The organism is Escherichia sp. E10V10 (assembly GCF_004211985.1).
Lineage (GTDB): Bacteria > Pseudomonadota > Gammaproteobacteria > Enterobacterales > Enterobacteriaceae > Escherichia.
This window is the reverse complement of sequence record NZ_RHJO01000007.1, coordinates 1-17,498: the sequence shown is the minus strand read 5'-3', so window position 1 is coordinate 17,498 and position 17,498 is coordinate 1. Positions and strand designations below refer to the sequence as shown.

At 52.3% G+C, this 17,498-nt stretch carries 12 protein-coding genes and 1 pseudogene; 5 read left to right on the top strand and 8 right to left on the bottom strand.

The annotated features are described in order from the left end of the window. The first annotated feature begins 2 nt into the window (after positions 1-2). The 3 genes from sorE (at position 3) to pepE (ending at position 3,032) form a co-directional block, all read left to right on the top strand. Positions 3-1,232 carry an L-sorbose 1-phosphate reductase gene (sorE, locus tag D9736_RS12660; protein WP_130258444.1) on the top strand — a complete coding sequence of 410 codons (1,230 nt, stop codon included), beginning with the start codon at positions 3-5 and terminating at the stop codon, positions 1,230-1,232. Further along, positions 1,225-2,037, top strand: coding sequence for a shikimate 5-dehydrogenase (locus tag D9736_RS12655; RefSeq protein WP_130258443.1), 813 nt, complete (start codon positions 1,225-1,227; stop codon positions 2,035-2,037). The genes sorE and D9736_RS12655 overlap by 8 nt, the downstream gene beginning before the upstream one ends. 305 nt (positions 2,038-2,342) lie before the next feature. Further along, the gene (gene pepE, locus D9736_RS12650; RefSeq protein WP_130258442.1) at positions 2,343-3,032 is read left to right on the top strand and encodes a dipeptidase PepE; all 690 of its coding nucleotides are present in this window, start codon (positions 2,343-2,345) and stop codon (positions 3,030-3,032) included. Positions 3,033-3,122: 90 nt separating this feature from the next. On the opposite strand, the gene D9736_RS12645 is transcribed toward pepE, so the two are convergent. From D9736_RS12645 to metH, 4 genes are all read right to left on the bottom strand, one after another. Beyond that, positions 3,123-4,754, bottom strand: coding sequence for a Na/Pi cotransporter family protein (locus D9736_RS12645; RefSeq protein WP_130218618.1), 1,632 nt, complete (start codon positions 4,752-4,754; stop codon positions 3,123-3,125). Between the two features lie 170 nt (positions 4,755-4,924). Next, entirely contained in the window at positions 4,925-5,374 is a 450-nt protein-coding gene (locus tag D9736_RS12640; RefSeq protein ID WP_130258441.1) for a hypothetical protein, read from the bottom strand. A gap of 42 nt (positions 5,375-5,416) precedes the next feature. Next, entirely contained in the window at positions 5,417-5,737 is a 321-nt protein-coding gene (locus tag D9736_RS12635) for a hypothetical protein (protein ID WP_130258440.1), read from the bottom strand. A gap of 59 nt (positions 5,738-5,796) precedes the next feature. Continuing rightward, positions 5,797-9,480 carry a methionine synthase gene (metH, locus tag D9736_RS12630; protein WP_130258439.1) on the bottom strand — a complete coding sequence of 1,228 codons (3,684 nt, stop codon included), beginning with the start codon at positions 9,478-9,480 and terminating at the stop codon, positions 5,797-5,799. 199 nt (positions 9,481-9,679) lie between these two features. Between metH and iclR the strand changes: the two genes are divergently transcribed. Continuing rightward, positions 9,680-10,504, top strand: coding sequence for a glyoxylate bypass operon transcriptional repressor IclR (iclR, locus tag D9736_RS12625; protein WP_000226399.1), 825 nt, complete (start codon positions 9,680-9,682; stop codon positions 10,502-10,504). 16 nt (positions 10,505-10,520) lie between these two features. Here iclR and aceK read toward each other — a convergent pair whose 3' ends face one another. The 4 genes from aceK to metA form a co-directional block, all read right to left on the bottom strand. Next, a complete protein-coding gene (gene aceK, locus D9736_RS12620) occupies positions 10,521-12,245 on the bottom strand; it encodes a bifunctional isocitrate dehydrogenase kinase/phosphatase (protein WP_130258438.1) in 1,725 nt (574 codons plus the stop codon). A 399-nt stretch (positions 12,246-12,644) separates the two neighbouring features. Continuing rightward, positions 12,645-13,949, bottom strand: coding sequence for an isocitrate lyase (aceA, locus tag D9736_RS12615; RefSeq protein WP_000857849.1), 1,305 nt, complete (start codon positions 13,947-13,949; stop codon positions 12,645-12,647). A 29-nt stretch (positions 13,950-13,978) separates the two neighbouring features. Continuing rightward, entirely contained in the window at positions 13,979-15,580 is a 1,602-nt protein-coding gene (aceB, locus tag D9736_RS12610) for a malate synthase A (protein ID WP_130258437.1), read from the bottom strand. 268 nt (positions 15,581-15,848) lie between these two features. Continuing rightward, positions 15,849-16,778: a homoserine O-succinyltransferase gene (gene metA, locus D9736_RS12605; RefSeq protein ID WP_130205743.1), complete on the bottom strand. Its 930-nt coding sequence runs from the start codon at positions 16,776-16,778 to the stop codon at positions 15,849-15,851. A 156-nt stretch (positions 16,779-16,934) separates the two neighbouring features. On the opposite strand from metA, the pseudogene D9736_RS12600 reads away from it, so the two are divergent. Beyond that, positions 16,935-17,379: pseudogene (locus D9736_RS12600) on the top strand (acetyltransferase). The last annotated feature ends 119 nt before the right edge of the window (positions 17,380-17,498 follow it).

Sequence of the window (17,498 nt, the reverse complement as noted above, 5' to 3'; positions counted from 1 at the left end):
TTATGAAAACAACAGCTCTGCGTCTTTATGGTAAACGTGATTTACGCCTGGAAACCTTTGATCTTCCTGAAATGCAGGAGGATGAAATCCTCGCGACGGTGGTCACCGACAGCCTGTGCCTCTCTTCCTGGAAAGAGGCCAATCTGGGTGAAAACCATAAAAAAGTACCCGACGATGTGGCGACCAATCCCATCATCATCGGCCATGAATTTTGCGGCGATATTCTGGCCGTGGGTAAAAAGTGGCAGCACAAATTTCAGCCGGGCCAGCGCTATGTGATTCAGGCCAACCTGCAATTGCCGGATCGCCCGGACTGCCCCGGTTACTCTTTCCCGTGGGTGGGCGGTGAAGCCACACATGTGGTTATCCCAAATGAGGTTATGGAACAGGATTGCCTGCTGGCATACGACGGCGAAACCTACTTTGAAGGTTCGCTGGTTGAACCGCTTTCCTGCGTGATTGGCGCGTTCAACGCCAACTATCATCTTCAGGAAGGTAGTTATAACCACACGATGGGGATTCGCCCGCAAGGACGCACACTGATCCTCGGCGGCACCGGACCAATGGGACTGTTAGCGATTGATTATGCGCTGCATGGGCCAGTTAACCCGTCGCTGCTCGTCATTACCGATACCGACAACGACAAATTGAGTTATGCGCGCAAGCACTATCCATCAGAACCGCAAACACTGATTCATTATCTCAATGCCGCCGATGCAGCATTTGATACGTTAATGGCACTGAGTGGCGGTCACGGCTTCGATGATATTTTCGTCTTTGTGCCTAATGAAGGACTGGTGACTCTCGCCTCTTCCTTGCTGGCGACAGATGGTTGTCTGAATTTCTTCGCCGGACCGCAGGATAAGCACTTCAGCGCGCCAATTAATTTCTACGATGTGCATTATGCCTTTACTCATTACGTTGGCACGTCGGGCGGCAATACCGATGACATGCGTGCGGCGGTCAAACTGATCGAAGAGAAAAAAGTGCAGGCCGCAAAAGTGGTAACACATATTCTTGGACTGAATGCTGCGGGCGAAACCACGCTTGAATTGCCTGCCGTCGGCGGCGGCAAAAAGCTGGTGTATACCGGGAAAGACCTGCCGCTGACGTCACTCACGCAGATTCAGGATCAAGCACTGGCGGCGATTCTGGCGCGTCATCAGGGGATCTGGTCCGGTGAGGCGGAGCAATATCTGCTCACTCATGCAGAGGCAATTAGCCATGATTAATCGCGATACTCAACTGTGCATGTCGCTGGCCGGTCGCCGCGGCAACTTCGGCACGCGTTTTCACAATTATCTGTATGAAAAGCTGGGGCTGAATTTCATCTACAAAGCGTTCACCACCCAGGATATTGAGGCGGCGGTGAAAGGCGTTCGCGCATTAGGTATTCGCGGCTGTGCCGTGTCGATGCCGTTTAAAGAAAGCTGTATGCCCTTTCTCGATGCGATCGATCCGTCAGCGAAAGTCATTGATTCAGTGAATACCATCGTGAATGACGACGGCAGGCTGACCGGGTTTAACACCGACTACATCGCGGTGAAAAACCTGATTATTCACCACCAGCTCAATAGCGCCGCACGCGTGATGATTCGCGGCAGTGGCGGCATGGGTAAAGCGGTCATTGCCGCCTTTCGCGACGCGGGGTTTACCGATGTCATCACCGCCGCCCGCAACCACGAGAGCGGCCCGGCGCTGGCGAAGCAGTATGGCTTCCAGTGGCAACCGCAGCCAGAAGGAATCGACTGCGACATTCTGGTTAACGTTACCCCTGTCGGCATGAGCGGTGGTAAAGAGAGCCATGAGCTGGCCTTCAGCGAAGCGATGATCTCTACGGCAAGCGTCGTTTTTGACGTCGTGGCATTACCGCCGGAAACGCCGCTCATTTGCCTGGCGCAACGGCTTGATAAGCAGACGATCAGCGGCGCAGAGGTGATTGCTTTACAGGCCGTCGAGCAGTTCGCGATGTATACCGGTGTGCGACCTGATGCGCGGCTGATTACTGAAGCGGCACAATTTGCACGAGAAGGATAAGAAACATCAGCGCATTAAGGGGCGCTCTGATTGGTGGCAAAGTGCACGTTGTTCATGCCGGATGCAGCGCAAACACCTTATTCGGCCTACAAAATCGCGAAAATTCAAGATATTGCGATTAGCTTGTAGGCCTGATAAGCGTAGCGCATCAGGCAATCTTACGTTTGTCATCAGCCTCAGCGCCTTGTTTGCTAACCGTCTTCAGAACGCCTGGTACAATGTGTGACATCGTGAGCCACGTCAGTAAGTGGTTAAATTTGCAGTGGTAGCATTCCTTCCGTGTTTTCTTACTAACCGGAGAAGTAATGGAACTGCTTTTATTGAGTAACTCGACGCTGCCGGGTAAAGCCTGGCTGGAACATGCACTGCCGTTGATTGCTGAACAGTTGCAAGGTCGCCGTTCAGCGGTGTTTATTCCTTTCGCTGGCGTAACGCAAACCTGGGATGATTATACGGCCAAAACGGCTGCGGTCCTTGCCCCACTTGGCGTTTCTGTCACCGGTATTCATAGCGTGGCCGATCCTGTTGCCGCGATTGAAAATGCTGAGATCGTAATTGTCGGCGGCAGCAATACTTTCCAGTTGCTGAAAGAATGCCGCGTACGCGGGCTTTTGGCACCCATTACCGACGTAGTAAAACGTGGCGCGCTGTATATCGGCTGGAGTGCAGGCGCTAACCTTGCTTGCCCAACTATCCGCACCACCAACGATATGCCGATTGTCGATCCGCAAGGTTTCGATGCGCTGAATCTGTTCCCGCTGCAAATCAACCCACACTTCACCAACGCGCTGCCGGAAGGCCATAAAGGGGAAACGCGCGAGCAGCGTATTCGCGAACTGCTGGTCGTCGCGCCAGAACTGACCATTATTGGCCTGCCGGAAGGTAACTGGATCACAGTAAGTAAAGGTCACGCTACGCTGGGCGGCCCGAATACCACTTATGTATTTAAAGCTGGTGAGGAAGCGGTGCCGCTGGAAGCGGGTCACCGTTTTTAAGTGAATTGCCGGATGCATGATCCGGCATCTTGTACATAGTGCCTGATGCGACGCTTGACGCGTCTTATCAGGCCTACAGGATTCACAATATTAATACTCGTCCCGTCCCTCATCTTCATCAGGCTGTTCCAGCACACTGTAAGCCACCGAACAAAACAGCGAGTTCAGACGCTGCATATCGCCCAGTAAGCCTAAATGCAGCGAACTGGTTTCAATGCTTTGCACGTTTTGCTGATGCAGGCGATCGACGTGAGCATGGGAATAACGGCGATTAAGAATGCGAAAGCGATGCTTACTACGGCGCAAACGACGAGCGCTGGTGACATCGCCAGAGAAGAACACCGACATTGCCAGCTTTAAATTACTGAGCAATTGCTCATAGAGCGCATCCAGTTCCTTCAACCCATCAAGCGAAAATGCCCGCCGTGCTGCCAGTGATTTGTCAGCGATTTCGCTGCCCATGCGCTCGACGATATCGGAAGCCTGCTCCAGGTTGAGAGCCATTTCGATAATCTCCGCCCAGCGGCGCGACTCTTCTTCTGCCAGCTCTTCTTTTGGCATCCGCGCCAAATAAAGTTTAATCGCGGTGTAGAGGACGTTGATATCATCCGCCAGCTTGCGCAACTCCTTCTCTTCACGCGGTTCACCGTGCATCACTTTATTCAGCCCTTCCATCATCTGTTCCATCGCGTCACCGATGCGCAGTGTTTCACGGGCGGCATTCGCCAGAGCAAGAGTCGGAGTATCCAGCGCACTAACGTCCAGATGTTTTGGTTTCAGATGGGCATCCAACTCAGGTTCATCGCGAATAATCGTTTTGCAAAATCGCGCCATTGGATCGACAAACGGCAGCATGACCAGGCAACGAACGAGGTTGTAGAAGACGTGGAAATAGATAACCAGTTCCGCTTTTGGCAAAGGCAGTTTATCCATTGATTCAGCCAGAACATGGACAAATGGCAGGATAATCAAGCTCCCCACCAGCTTAAACAACAAACTACCCATCGCAACACGGCGAGCGGCGGCATTGGCGGCACTGTTGTTGAGCATCGCCAGCAGGCCGGAACCGAGGTTGGCTCCGATTACCAGACAGAGCGCCACCGGGAAGGAGATAATGCCTGCGGCGGTCAGAGTCGCGGTCAGCAGTACAGCTGCAAGGCTGGAGTAACTGATAATGGCGAACATCGCGCCAATCAGCGCATCCAGCAGAATATCGCCAGTCAACGAAGCAAAGATCACCTGAACGCCGTTTGCCTGGGTGATCGGCGTTACGGCCTGCACAATCAACTCCAGCGCCAGCAAAATCAGCCCAAGACCAATACCGACGCGGCCCAGTTGCCCGGCGCGTGACTGTTTGCGTCCGAGGAAAAAAATCACGCCAATAAAAATGAGCAGCGGTGACAACCAGGATAAATCGAAGGTGAGGACCCGCGCCATTAGCGCCGTCCCGACATCAGCCCCCAGCACAATCACCAGCGCGGGCGCGAGAGCAACCAGATCCTGGGCGACAAACGAGGTCACCAGCATGGTGGTGGCATTACTGCTCTGCACCAGTGCGGTAACGCCGATCCCCGCGCAAAAGGCGAGCGGCTTTTTTTCGACGCTCCGGCTAAGGACAGTACGCAGACGCGCGCCGAAGACGCGCATTACGCCTGTTCGAACAATATGCGTCCCCCAGACCAGCAGGGCGACGGCAGAAAGCAGGTGAAGCAAAGTTAGCACGGAATCAGGTTCTCCTTTTTGTTATGCATTTTCCTGTTAAGATTTTTCTAATCACGTTGTTTTTATCCAGGCATTTCTCTTGTATGTACTTTCAGTATAAGAGATTTATACAAGAAAGCATTTAAAAAGGCATTTATATAAAAATCCACCTGTATCTGTTGCTATTTCTGTCACACTTTCCCCTGTCGTTTACACCAGATAATCGTTGTCACTTTTGTGACCTCTGAGAAGATAAACAACGAAATATTTAAGACCAGAACCTGTGAATGAAAATAATTAAGTAACAACGGTATTACGGAGATTGAACAGCTTACGGTAGCAAAACGCATAAATTCCTGAATTGCCAAAAAAGAGAAACTAAACAATTTTTGTTTTAAAAAAGATTGCGCAGAAAAGAATAAAGAGAACAATAATACTATTTGTAGCGTAACAGTGGCGACTGCATAAGCGTAAAAACCGCCTTCAACACCGATAGCTTTAAGTAAGGAAATTGAATGAACGATATCGGAATAAAAAGGGATACGACCATTACCAACCGAGTAGAACAGATAGGTGGCTATCGCGATAACATCCATGACACCCCAAAAGAGAAGAATGTATTTTTTATATTGACGTTGCATAAAGTAAATCCTTTTCACGAAAACAAATATTACCAGGAATTATTATAATTGCGGGCGTTTTTGGATTAACACTCCACCCGTATTTTTTAAACCTCTGTCAGCCATACCTTCACTAAATAAGACATCGATACGCCCTTTACTTTTATCTTGATACAAGATACTGCATGAGATACACCTTACCCCCTCTTTGGATTTACGAAAATCTAACCAATAACGACCATCATAAAATACCCACTCCACACCTGTTTTTATATTAATTATCCAATCATTATAACCTGTTGGTTTTTTTCCTAATAGTTCAGTAACTTCGGACTCTGAACATCCTTCGAAAGCAAAAAAATCTATTTCATCAATTTTTATCATGTTCAATAATCCATTATTTATGACATTAAAAACCGGGGCAAATACCCCGGTGTTATCACTTACTCGGCATCATACCCCAGATTCGGCGCCAGCCAGCGCTCAACTTCGGTAACGCTCATTCCTTTACGGCGGGCATAGTCTTCAACCTGATCGCGCTGAATTTGCGCCACTGCGTAATACTTGCTGTCTGGATGACTGAAGTACCAACCCGAAACCGATGCACCGGGCCACATGGCGAAGGATTCCGTGAGTTTCATACCGGTATGTTTTTCCACTTCCAGCAGCTCCCAGATTGTGGCTTTTTCCGTATGTTCCGGGCAGGCCGGATAGCCCGGTGCCGGACGGATGCCCTGGTAGTTTTCGCGGATCAGCTCTTCGTTACTGAGGTTCTCGTTCGGCGCATAGCCCCAGTAGACTTTACGCACACGTTCATGGAGATACTCCGCAAAGGCTTCGGCTAAACGGTCAGCAAGCGCTTTCACCATGATTTTGTTGTAATCATCGTGCTGCACTTCGAACGCATCAGCCAGCGCGTCTTCTTCCAACCCACCAGTCACGGCAAATGCGCCGATGTAATCTGCTTTACCAGAAAGCTTCGGCGCAACGAAGTCAGCGAGACAGTAGTTAGCGAAGCCCGTTTTTTCGGTCTGTTGACGCAGATGGTGGCTGACGTTGATCACATGTGTACGCGTTTCGTCACGGTAGATTTCAATGTCATCGCCCACACGGTTTGCCGGGAACAGGCCCACCACGCCACGCGGATTCAGCGTTTTCTCGGCGCTTAATTTATCCAGCATGTCGTTGGCGTCTTTAAACAGCCGCTGCGCCTCTTCGCCTACCACTTCATCTTCCAGAATGCGCGGATACTTCCCGGCCAGCGACCAGGTCATAAAGAACGGCGTCCAGTCGATGTAATTACGCAGCGTTTCGATGCTGGCTTCAACTTCCTGCACACCGAGACGGTGCGCCACCGGCGGCGTGTAAGTCTGCCAGTCAAAAGCGAAATCGTTATCGCGCGCCGCTTCCAGCGTGACCGGTGGTGTGCGCGGTTTCTTGCGCCCGTGTTGAATACGCACGGTTTCGTACTCCTTGCGGGTACGAGCAACGAAATCATCACGCTGAGTGTCAGAAAGCAGCGCCGCCACCACACCAACGGTGCGCGAGGCGTTCTGAACATACACCGTCGGGCCGCTGTAGTTTTGCTCGATTTTCACCGCCGTGTGCGCTTTTGAGGTGGTCGCACCACCAATCAATAGCGGAATGGTGAAGCCCTGACGCTCCATCTCTTTCGCCACGTTGACCATTTCGTCAAGCGACGGCGTGATCAATCCTGAAAGGCCAATCAGATCGGCATTCACTTCTTTGGCGGTGCGGAGGATTTTTTCCGCAGGCACCATCACGCCGAGATCGACGATTTCGTAGTTGTTACATTGCAGCACCACGCCAACGATATTTTTACCGATATCGTGGACGTCGCCCTTCACGGTGGCGATCACCATCTTGCCGTTGGTTTTGCCCTGCTCTTTGCTGGCTTCGATAAACGGTTCGAGATACGCCACCGCCTGTTTCATGACGCGCGCCGATTTAACCACCTGTGGCAGGAACATTTTCCCTTCGCCAAACAGATCGCCGACCACGTTCATGCCGTCCATCAACGGGCCTTCAATCACCTGAATGGGGCGCTCCGCCTGCTGGCGGGCTTCTTCGGTGTCCTGTTCAATAAATTCGGTAATACCTTTGACCAGCGAGTATTCCAGACGTTTATTCACTTCCCACGAGCGCCACTCTGCCTGCTGGGCATTAGCGGTATCGTCGGTTTTGCTGCCGCGATATTTCTCGGCAAGTTCCAGTAAACGCTCGGTGCCATCGTCGCGACGATTGAGGATCACATCTTCCACCGCGTCGCGCAGTTCGGCGGGCAGGTCGTCGTAAATCGCCAGTTGCCCGGCGTTGACGATCCCCATATCCATACCGTTGCGGATAGCGTAGTAGAGGAACACAGCGTGAATGGCTTCGCGCACCGGATCGTTACCACGGAACGAGAACGACACGTTAGATACGCCGCCGGAAATCAGCGCGTGCGGCAGTTCGCGTTTGATGTCTTCACACGCGCCGATAAAGTCCTGCGCGTAGTTGTTGTGCTCTTCAATGCCAGTTGCGACCGCGAAAATGTTCGGGTCAAAGATGATATCTTCCGGCGGGAAGCCGACTTCCTCGGTGAGGATTTTGTACGCCCGACGGCAAATCTCGATTTTCCGTGCGCGGGTATCGGCCTGACCCTGTTCGTCAAAGGCCATTACCACCACCGCTGCACCGTAACGACGCAACAGTTTCGCATGATGGATAAAGGCGTCGACGCCCTCTTTCATTGAGATAGAGTTAACAATGCCTTTGCCCTGAATACACTTCAGCCCCTTTTCGATGACCTCCCATTTTGAGGAGTCGATCATAATCGGCACGCGGGCGATATCCGGTTCCCCCGCAATCAGGCTGAGGAAACGCACCATCGCCGCTTCGGCGTCGAGCATCCCTTCATCCATGTTGATATCGATAATCTGCGCGCCGTTTTCCACCTGCTGGCGCGCCACATCCAGCGCCTCGCTGTATTTATCTTCTTTAATCAGGCGTTTGAATTTGGCAGAACCGGTGACGTTAGTCCGCTCACCGACGTTAACAAACAGGCTGTCATCGCCAATGTTCAGCGGCTCCAGACCGGACAAACGGCAGGCTACGGGAATCTCCGGCAGTTTGCGCGGCGCTAATCCTTCTACTGCGCGACTCATCGCCGCAATATGCCGTGGCGTGGTACCGCAGCAACCGCCGACGATATTGAGGAATCCCGCTTCCGCCCATTCGCGGATGTGCTTCGCCATCGTGTCGGCGTCGAGATCGTATTCACCAAAGGCGTTGGGCAGCCCAGCGTTCGGGTGAGCGGTGACGTAGCATTCCGCAATCCGTGACAGCTCTTGCACGTACTGGCGCAGTTCATCTGGCCCCAGCGCACAGTTCAGGCCAAAAGTCAGCGCTTCGGCGTGGCGCAATGAGTTGTAAAATGCTTCGGTGGTCTGCCCGGAGAGTGTGCGCCCGGAGGCGTCAGTGATGGTGCCGGAGATCATAATCGGCAGTTCAACGCCCAGCGCTTCGAACTCCGTTTTCACCGCAAAAATCGCCGCTTTGGCGTTGAGGGTGTCGAAAACGGTTTCAATCAGAATCAGATCCGCACCACCTTCGACTAATGCTTTGGTGGATTCGCGATAAGCCGCCACCAGCTGGTCAAAAGTGATGTTGCGGAATGCTGGATCGTTTACGTCCGGAGATATAGACGCCGTGCGGTTGGTTGGGCCGAGAACACCAGCAACGTAGCGCGGTTTCTCCGGCGTGCGCGCGGTCCACTCATCAGCACAGGCACGCGCCAGTTTCGCCGCCGCAAAGTTGATTTCTGCCGACAGGGATTCCATCTGGTAATCCGCCATCGCAATCGTCGTGGAGTTGAAGGTGTTGGTTTCGATGATATCTGCGCCCGCTTCAAAGTAAGCGTTGTGGATGGCGGAGATCACTTCCGGTTTGCTGAGAACCAGCAGGTCGTTGTTACCTTTAAGATCGCAAGGCCAGTCGGCAAAACGTTCACCGCGAAAATCTGCCTCGTTCAGTCGATAACTCTGGATCATGGTGCCCATACCGCCGTCCAGCACCAGAATACGTTCATTTAACTGCGCACGCAGTTGTTCAACTTTGCTGCTCACACTCGCTCCCGACACGCTCAACCCAGACTGTAAAAAAATTCAACAGACCATACTGGCATAAACGCATCAGTGGTAAAAGCGACCACCACGCAACATGAGATTTGTTCAACATTAACTCATCGGATCAGTGTGGCAACTATTGCATTACACCGCAATAAAAATGAAAATGATTTCCACGATACAGAAAAAGGAGACTGTCATGGTCGCACCCATTCCCGCAAAACGCGGCAGAAAACCCGCCGTTGCCACCGCACCCGCGACTGGACAGGTTCAGTCTTTAACGCGTGGGCTGAAATTACTGGAGTGGATTGCCGAATCCAATGGCAGTGTGGCGCTAACGGAACTGGCTCAGCAAGCCGGATTACCCAACTCCACTACTCACCGCCTGCTAACCACGATGCAACAGCAGGGCTTTGTCCGTCAGGTTGGCGAACTGGGTCACTGGGCGATCGGCGCACATGCTTTTATGGTCGGCAGCAGCTTTCTCCAGAGCCGTAATTTGTTAGCCATTGTCCATCCTATTCTGCGCAATCTGATGGAAGAGTCTGGCGAAACAGTAAATATGGCGGTGCTGGATCATAGCGATCACGAAGCGATTATTATCGACCAGGTACAGTGTACGCATCTGATGCGTATGTCAGCCCCTATCGGCGGTAAGTTACCGATGCACGCTTCCGGTGCGGGTAAAGCCTTTTTAGCCCAATTGAGCGAAGAACAGGTGACGAAACTGCTGCATCGCAAAGGGTTACATGCCTATACCCACGCGACGCTGGTTTCTCCTGTGCATTTAAAAGAAGACCTCGCGCAGACGCGCAAACGGGGTTATTCATTTGATGATGAAGAACATGCGCTGGGGCTGCGTTGCCTGGCGGCGTGTATTTTCGACGAGCACCGCGAACCGTTTGCCGCGATTTCGATTTCCGGGCCGATTTCACGTATTACCGATGACCGCGTGACCGAGTTTGGCGCGATGGTGATTAAAGCGGCGAAGGAAGTGACGCTGGCGTACGGTGGAATGCGCTGACATTTTCGCCTCTGATTTATACAAACCGAACGCTAAACCGCTGCCTGCGCCGATACGCATAAACATCTTCCACATGCCCTTCTCGTATGCGGTTTTGTAGCGCGCGCCAGTAATCGGCGCGGAACAGATCGGCGTGCATTTCTTCAAACAGTGGCCCAATGTGCGGGTCGGCACATAGCCAGTGGCGGAATTCTTCTGGGAAAACATCGCCCGGCGAAACGCTGTACCACGGCTCACTAGCAAGTTCGTCTTCCGGGTAGCGCGGCGGTGGGATATCGCGGAAATTCACTTCCGTCATGTAGCAAATTTCATCGTAATCATAAAACACCACGCGCCCGTGACGGGTGACACCGAAGTTTTTAAACAGCATGTCGCCAGGGAAAATATTGGCGGCGGCAAGCTGGCGAATGGCATTACCGTACTCTTCAATGGCGTCGCGCAGCTGCTGACCTTCCACTTGTTCCAGCCAGATATTGAGCGGCACCATTCGCCGTTCGATGTAGAGATGGCGAATCACAATCTGTTCGCCGAGATCGGTGATTTTTTCCGGCGCCTCCTGGAGCAGTAATTCCATTAATGCCGGGGAAATATGCCGCTTCGCCAGCACAAAGTTTTCAAACTCCTGGGTGTCCGCCATTCGGCCCACGCGATCGTGCTCTTTAACCAACTGATAGCAGGCGCGGACGTGAGCCGCAGACATCTCTTTCTGCGGCGCGAACTTGTCTTTAATCACTTTGAATACCCGATCAAAGCCCGGCAGCGTGAACACCAGCATCACCATTCCACGAATGCCCGGCGCTTCAATAAATTGCTCATTACAGCCCTGTAGATAAACGAGATATTCGCGATAGCTTTCGGTTTTGGCGTGCTTTTGGCAGCCGATAGCCATATACAGTTCTGCGGTCGTTTTGCCCGGTAGAATTTCCCGTAGCCACTCGACCAGTGCGGCAGGTAGCGGCGCGTAAACCATAAAATAGGAACGCGCGAAGCCAAAGACGATGCTCGCTTCGGCGGTCGTCGTCAGGCAGGTATCAATAAATAACTCGCCATCGTCCGTCTGGTGGATCGGCAGCAAAAAGGGCAATGTGCCGGAAGGCGTTATTAGTTTGCCTACCAGCCAGGCGGCTTTATTGCGGTAAAACAGTTCGTTCGCCACCTGTAAATGGCTTTCGGCGAGGTTATCAGTCCCCACCGTTTCGGTCAGATGGCGAATGATATAGTTGATATCACGGCTTTTATTCTGCCAGCGCAGGCGCAGCGGCAGATCGCTGATAACACGCATTAGTAGCGATTCCCAGCCGTGATCGGGATAAAAGTCTTTCGCCAGCGGGCGTGGAATGGTACGAAAACGGCGCTCCGGCTGGGAGCTAAAGATAAAAAGCCGCTCGGGAGTAAGCGAGCGGTGGTCAAATAACCGACAGTACACGGAGTTAAAAAAGCTCTCCGCAATCTCGAAGCGCGGATAATCCGGCAACAGCCGGGTGTAATGCTCTTTGACGCGCAGTAAAAATTCCGCGTCCGTGCTTTGGCCGTTAGTGATACAGCGCAGCTGTTCCACCACCAGACCCACGTGATGATCATAAAGATGGATACGGTTTTTCATCGCCTGCTGGACAGCGTGCCAGTCGGCTTGCTCGAAACGCTGCTGCGCCCCGGAAGTCACTTCGAGGAATCGACCATACTGAGCGTCGAAACCTTGCAAAATGGTTTGTGCAATCAATAATTCCAGGCCACGCGGCATTTAGCGCCCTCATCAGGAGCAGAGAATTGCCGGATAAGACGCGCAAGCGTCGCATCAGGCATTGATTGCCGGATGCGGCGTGAACGCCTTATCCGGTCTACGCGTCTGCAACATTTGTAGGCCTGATAAGACGCGCAAGCGTCGCATCAGGCGCTCATTGCCGGATGCGGCGTAAACGCCTTACCCGGCCTACGTGTCTGCAACATTTGTAGGCATGATAAGACGCGCAAGCGTCGCACCAGGCGCTCATTGCCGGATGCGGCGTGAACGCCTTATCCGGCCTACAGTCAGCAACATTTGTAGGCATGATAAGACGCGCAAGCGTCGCATCAGGCGTTGATTGCCGGATGCGACGTGAACGCCTTATCCGGCCTACAGTCAGCAACATTTGTAGGTTGCTTAGAACTGCGATTCTTCAGTGGAGCCGGTCAGCGCGGTGACTGAAGACGTGCCGCCCTGAATAATGGTCGTCACTTTATCGAAATAACCTGTACCCACTTCCTGCTGGTGAGAAACGAAGGTATAGCCATCTTTCGCGGCAGCGAATTCCGGCTGCTGCACTTTCTCAACGTAATGCTTCATGCCCTCACCCTGCGCATAGGCGTTTGCCAGGTCGAACATGTTGAACCACATGCTGTGGATGCCTGCCAGGGTGATGAACTGGAACTTGTAACCCATATCCGACAGCTGCTGCTGGAAGCTGGCAATAGTTTTGTCGTCGAGGTTTTTCTGCCAGTTGAACGACGGCGAGCAGTTATAAGCCAGCAGTTTGCCCGGATATTTCGCGTGGATGGCTTGTGCAAAGCGACGCGCCAGTTCCAGGTCTGGCGTGGAGGTTTCACACCATACCAGGTCAGCATACGGCGCATACGCCAGGCCGCGGCTGATCGCTTGTTCAATACCTGCATGAGTACGGAAGAAACCTTCGTTGGTGCGCTCGCCGGTAATAAATTCGCTATCATACGGGTCGCAATCGGAGGTGATCAGATCCGCCGCATCGGCATCGGTACGAGCAACCAGCAGGGTTGGAACGCCCGTCACGTCAGCAGCCAGACGCGCAGCGACCAGTTTCTGGATCGCTTCCTGAGTTGGTACCAGCACTTTGCCGCCCATATGACCGCATTTTTTCACGGACGCCAGCTGATCTTCGAAGTGAACTGCCGCTGCACCGGCTTCAATCATCGCTTTCATCAGTTCAAAGGCATTCAGGACACCGCCAAAACCGGCTTCCGCATCAGCAACAATCGGCAGGAAGTAATCGACATAGCGCGGATCGCCCGGCTCAATGCCTGCAGACCACTGGATCTGATCGGCACGACGGAAGGTGTTGTTGATCCGCTCCACCACAGCTGGCACCGAGTTTGCCGGATAGAGCGACTGATCCGGATACATGCTGGCCGCCAGGTTAGCGTCCGCCGCAACCTGCCAGCCAGACAGGTAGACCGCTTCAATGCCCGCTTTCGCCTGTTGCAGCGCCTGACCGCCAGTCAGTGCACCGAGGCTGTTGATGTAGCCTTTTTTCGACTCACCGTGCAGCAGACGCCACATTTTCGCCGCACCCAGCTGCGCCAGCGTGCATTCAGGATTGACTGAACCGCGTAATTTCACCACATCTTCCGCGCTGTACGGGCGAGTAATGCCTTCCCAACGCGGTTGAGTCCACTCTTTCTGTAATTCTTCAATTTGTTGTGTACGGGTTTTCATGTGCAGATGCTCCATAGTTATGTGGTGGTTTACGCTAACAGGCGGTAGCCTGGCAGGGTCAGGAAATCAATTAACTCATCGGAAGTGGTGATCTGTTCCATCAGGCGTGCGGCATCGTCAAAACGCCCCTGGGAGAAACGTTCTTCGCCCAGTTCGTTGGCAATGACTTTCATCTCTTCGCCCAGCATCTGGCGGAACAAGGCTTTGGTCACCGGTTTGCCATTGCTCAACGTTTTTTGATGATGGATCCACTGCCAGATCGAGGTACGGGAAATTTCAGCCGTCGCCGCATCTTCCATCAGGCCATAAATCGGCACGCAGCCGTTGCCGGAGATCCACGCTTCGATGTACTGCACAGCCACGCGAATGTTGGCGCGCATACCGTCTTCGGTGCGTTCCCCATCACAAGGTGCCAGCAGCTGATCGGCAGTAATCGGCGCGTCTTGTTCGCGCATCACCTCAAGCTGGTTTTTGCGGGAGCCGAGAATGCCGTTGAATACTGCCATTGCCGTATCAGCAAGGCCCGGGTGAGCGATCCATGTGCCATCATGACCGTTATTGGCTTCCAGAGATTTATCCGCTTTTACTTTGTCGAGCACCTGGTTATTGCGCTCTTCATCTTTGCTCGGAATAAACGCCGCCATGCCGCCCATCGCAAAAGCACCGCGTTTATGGCAGGTTTTAATCAACAGGCGTGAGTAAGCATTCAGGAAGGGTTTATCCATCGTCACTGCCTGTCTGTCTGGCAGGACGCGATCGGGATAGTTTTTCAACGTTTTGATATAACTGAAGATGTAATCCCAGCGACCGCAGTTCAGACCAACAATATGGTCACGCAGCGCGTGAAGGATTTCATCCATCTGGAACACGGCAGGCAGCGTTTCAATCAGCAACGTCGCCTTGATAGTGCCGCGCGGCAGATTAAAGCGATCTTCTGCATAGCTGAAGACTTCGCTCCACCAGGCCGCTTCCTGCCAGGACTGGGTTTTCGGCAGATAGAAATAGGGACCGCTGCCCTTTGCCAACAGTGCCTGATAGTTGTGGAAGAAATAGAGCGCAAAATCAAACAGGCTGCCAGGAATTGCTTCGCCGCGCCAGGTGACGTGTTTTTCCGGCAAGTGCAGACCGCGTACCCGACAAATCAAAACCGCTGGATTGGGCTTGAGCTGATAAATTTTGCCTGCTTCATTGCTATAGCTGATGGTGCCGTTAACCGCATCGCGCAGGTTAATTTGCCCGTCGATCACTTTGTTCCAGTCTGGTGCCAGTGAATCTTCGAAATCGGCCATAAAGACTTTCACATTGGCGTTGAGCGCGTTGATCACCATCTTGCACTCTACGGGTCCGGTAATCTCTACGCGACGATCTTCTAAGTCCGCAGGAATCCCACGAATTTTCCAGTCAGCATCACGAATGGAAGCTGTTTCCGAAATAAAATCAGGCAACGTTCCGTTATCAATATCTTGCTGCTGCTGAATGCGCGCTGCCAGAAGTTTATTGCGTTGTGGCGTAAAATGCGTCACCAGCTCAGTCAGAAATTCTACCGCTTCGGCAGTAAGAATTTGCTTCTCCTGCTCGCCATACGGCCTTGTGAAAGCCAGTTCATCGGTTGTTGTTGCCTGTTCAGTCATCGTGCAGCTCCTCGTCATGGATCCGAAAACTTCCCCACTGTGAACGAAGGATCGTTGTGCGCTTTTCGTTCAGCACAACTAAGACTACTCATTTAAAAATCAAAATCAAAAACAATTTCCATTTTAATTAAAAATACTTGATAACTTATTGATAACAATATAAATAAAATTTATTCACCTGCTGAGGTGCGTTTCGGAAATAAAAAAGGCACCCGAAGGTGCCTGAGGTAAGGTGCTGAATCGCTTAACGATCGACTATCACAGAAGATTAATCCAGCGTAGGATTCATACGGCGTAGATCGTATGGCGTGATCTGGTAGACGTAATAGTTGAGCCAGTTGGTAAACAGCAAATTGCCATGACTGCGCCAGCTCGCACGCGGTTTGTTTTGCGGATCGTTGTGCGGAAAATAATTATACGGTACGTCCGGGTTTAGTCCGGCTTCCACATCGCGGAAATATTCCTGCGCCAGCGTTTGCGCATCATATTCGGGATGGCCCGTCACAAAGGCAATGCGCTTATCTTTGCTGGCAAACAGATATGCATCCCCTTCTTCCGTCTCTGCCAGAATTTCCAGATCGGTATAATCACGAATCAACGCTGCCGGAAAATCAGCGTAGCGCGAATGCGGTGCCAGGAATGAATCATCAAAGCCACGCGTCAGAAGCGCATGAGGGTGGAGAATGTGGTGCTCATAAACGCCAGAGAGTTTGTCGGTGCGGGTTTGCTTAGGAATGCCGTAGAGGATATTGAGCGCGGCCTGTACCGCCCAGCAGACAAACAGCGTCGAGGTGACGTGATCTTTCGACCACTCCAGCACCTGTTTGATCTGCGGCCAGTAAGCGACATCATTAAACTCCACCAGACCCAGCGGCGCACCGGTGACTATCAGGCCGTCAAAGTTCTGTTCCTGAATATCTTCAAAGTTGCAGTAGAAGTTGTTTAGATGCTCTGCGGGCGTGTTGCGCGATTCACGGGAATCGATGCGCAACAGCTGAATATCGACCTGTAAAGGCGAGTTTGAAAGCAGGCGTAAGAACTGATTTTCAGTTTCGATCTTCTTCGGCATCAGGTTAAGGATAAGCACCTTTAGCGGACGAATTTCCTGACCAGACGCGCGAGAAGTTGTCATCACAAAGACGTTTTCTTCACGCAAGAAATTGACGGCGGGTAGCTCGTCCGGCACACGAATCGGCATAACCTGATTACCTCACTACATACGCTTATACGTTTAGACATCCAGATAGCTGAAGATAACCAGAAAATTTGCCAATGTCGAGCCTGCATGTTGAAGGTGAGAAAGTTTCAAGGAAAAGGCTACGTTAGAATATAAGAATGACTAAAAGGAGAGAAAATGGTTATTAGTATTCGCCGCTCACGGCATGAGGAAGGGGAGGAACTCGTTGCGATTTGGTGTCGTTCTGTCGATGCCACCCACGATTTTTTATCAGTAGAGTATCGGGCCGAGCTGGAAGAGCTGGTGCGTTCCTTTCTGCCGGAAGCACCGTTGTGGGTCGCGGTTAATGAGCGGGATCAGCCGGTTGAGTTTATGTTGTTAAGTGGGCAGCATATGGATGCGCTGTTTATCGATCCTGATGTGCGCGGCTGCGGCGTGGGTAGGATGCTGGTGAAACATGCGCTCTCAATGGCACCGGAACTGACAACCAACGTTAATGAACAAAATGCACAGGCGGTAGGGTTCTATAAGAAGATGGGCTTTAAGGTTACCGGGCGTTCTGAGGTGGACGGATTTGGGGAAACCGTATCCGTTGCTGAATCTGGCGTATGTGGGGGAATAAGCTGCCCCCCTACCGTGCCTGCGTAGGCTGGATAAGACGCGCCAGCGTCGCATCCGGCATTTTTTTTGCACCAACGCAAAAAGGCCATCCGTCAGGATGGCCTTCTGCTTTATTTGATG

Coding starts and splice junctions, on each gene's coding strand:
- D9736_RS12635 (WP_130258440.1), bottom strand. CDS start 5,737: ATGATAAAAATTGATGAAATAGATTTTTTTGCTTTCGAAGGATGTTCA.
- sorE (WP_130258444.1), top strand. CDS start 3: ATGAAAACAACAGCTCTGCGTCTTTATGGTAAACGTGATTTACGCCTG.
- aceB (WP_130258437.1), bottom strand. CDS start 15,580: ATGACTGAACAGGCAACAACAACCGATGAACTGGCTTTCACAAGGCCG.
- aceK (WP_130258438.1), bottom strand. CDS start 12,245: ATGCCGCGTGGCCTGGAATTATTGATTGCACAAACCATTTTGCAAGGT.
- aceA (WP_000857849.1), bottom strand. CDS start 13,949: ATGAAAACCCGTACACAACAAATTGAAGAATTACAGAAAGAGTGGACT.
- D9736_RS12640 (WP_130258441.1), bottom strand. CDS start 5,374: ATGCAACGTCAATATAAAAAATACATTCTTCTCTTTTGGGGTGTCATG.
- metA (WP_130205743.1), bottom strand. CDS start 16,778: ATGCCGATTCGTGTGCCGGACGAGCTACCCGCCGTCAATTTCTTGCGT.
- D9736_RS12655 (WP_130258443.1), top strand. CDS start 1,225: ATGATTAATCGCGATACTCAACTGTGCATGTCGCTGGCCGGTCGCCGC.
- pepE (WP_130258442.1), top strand. CDS start 2,343: ATGGAACTGCTTTTATTGAGTAACTCGACGCTGCCGGGTAAAGCCTGG.
- iclR (WP_000226399.1), top strand. CDS start 9,680: ATGGTCGCACCCATTCCCGCAAAACGCGGCAGAAAACCCGCCGTTGCC.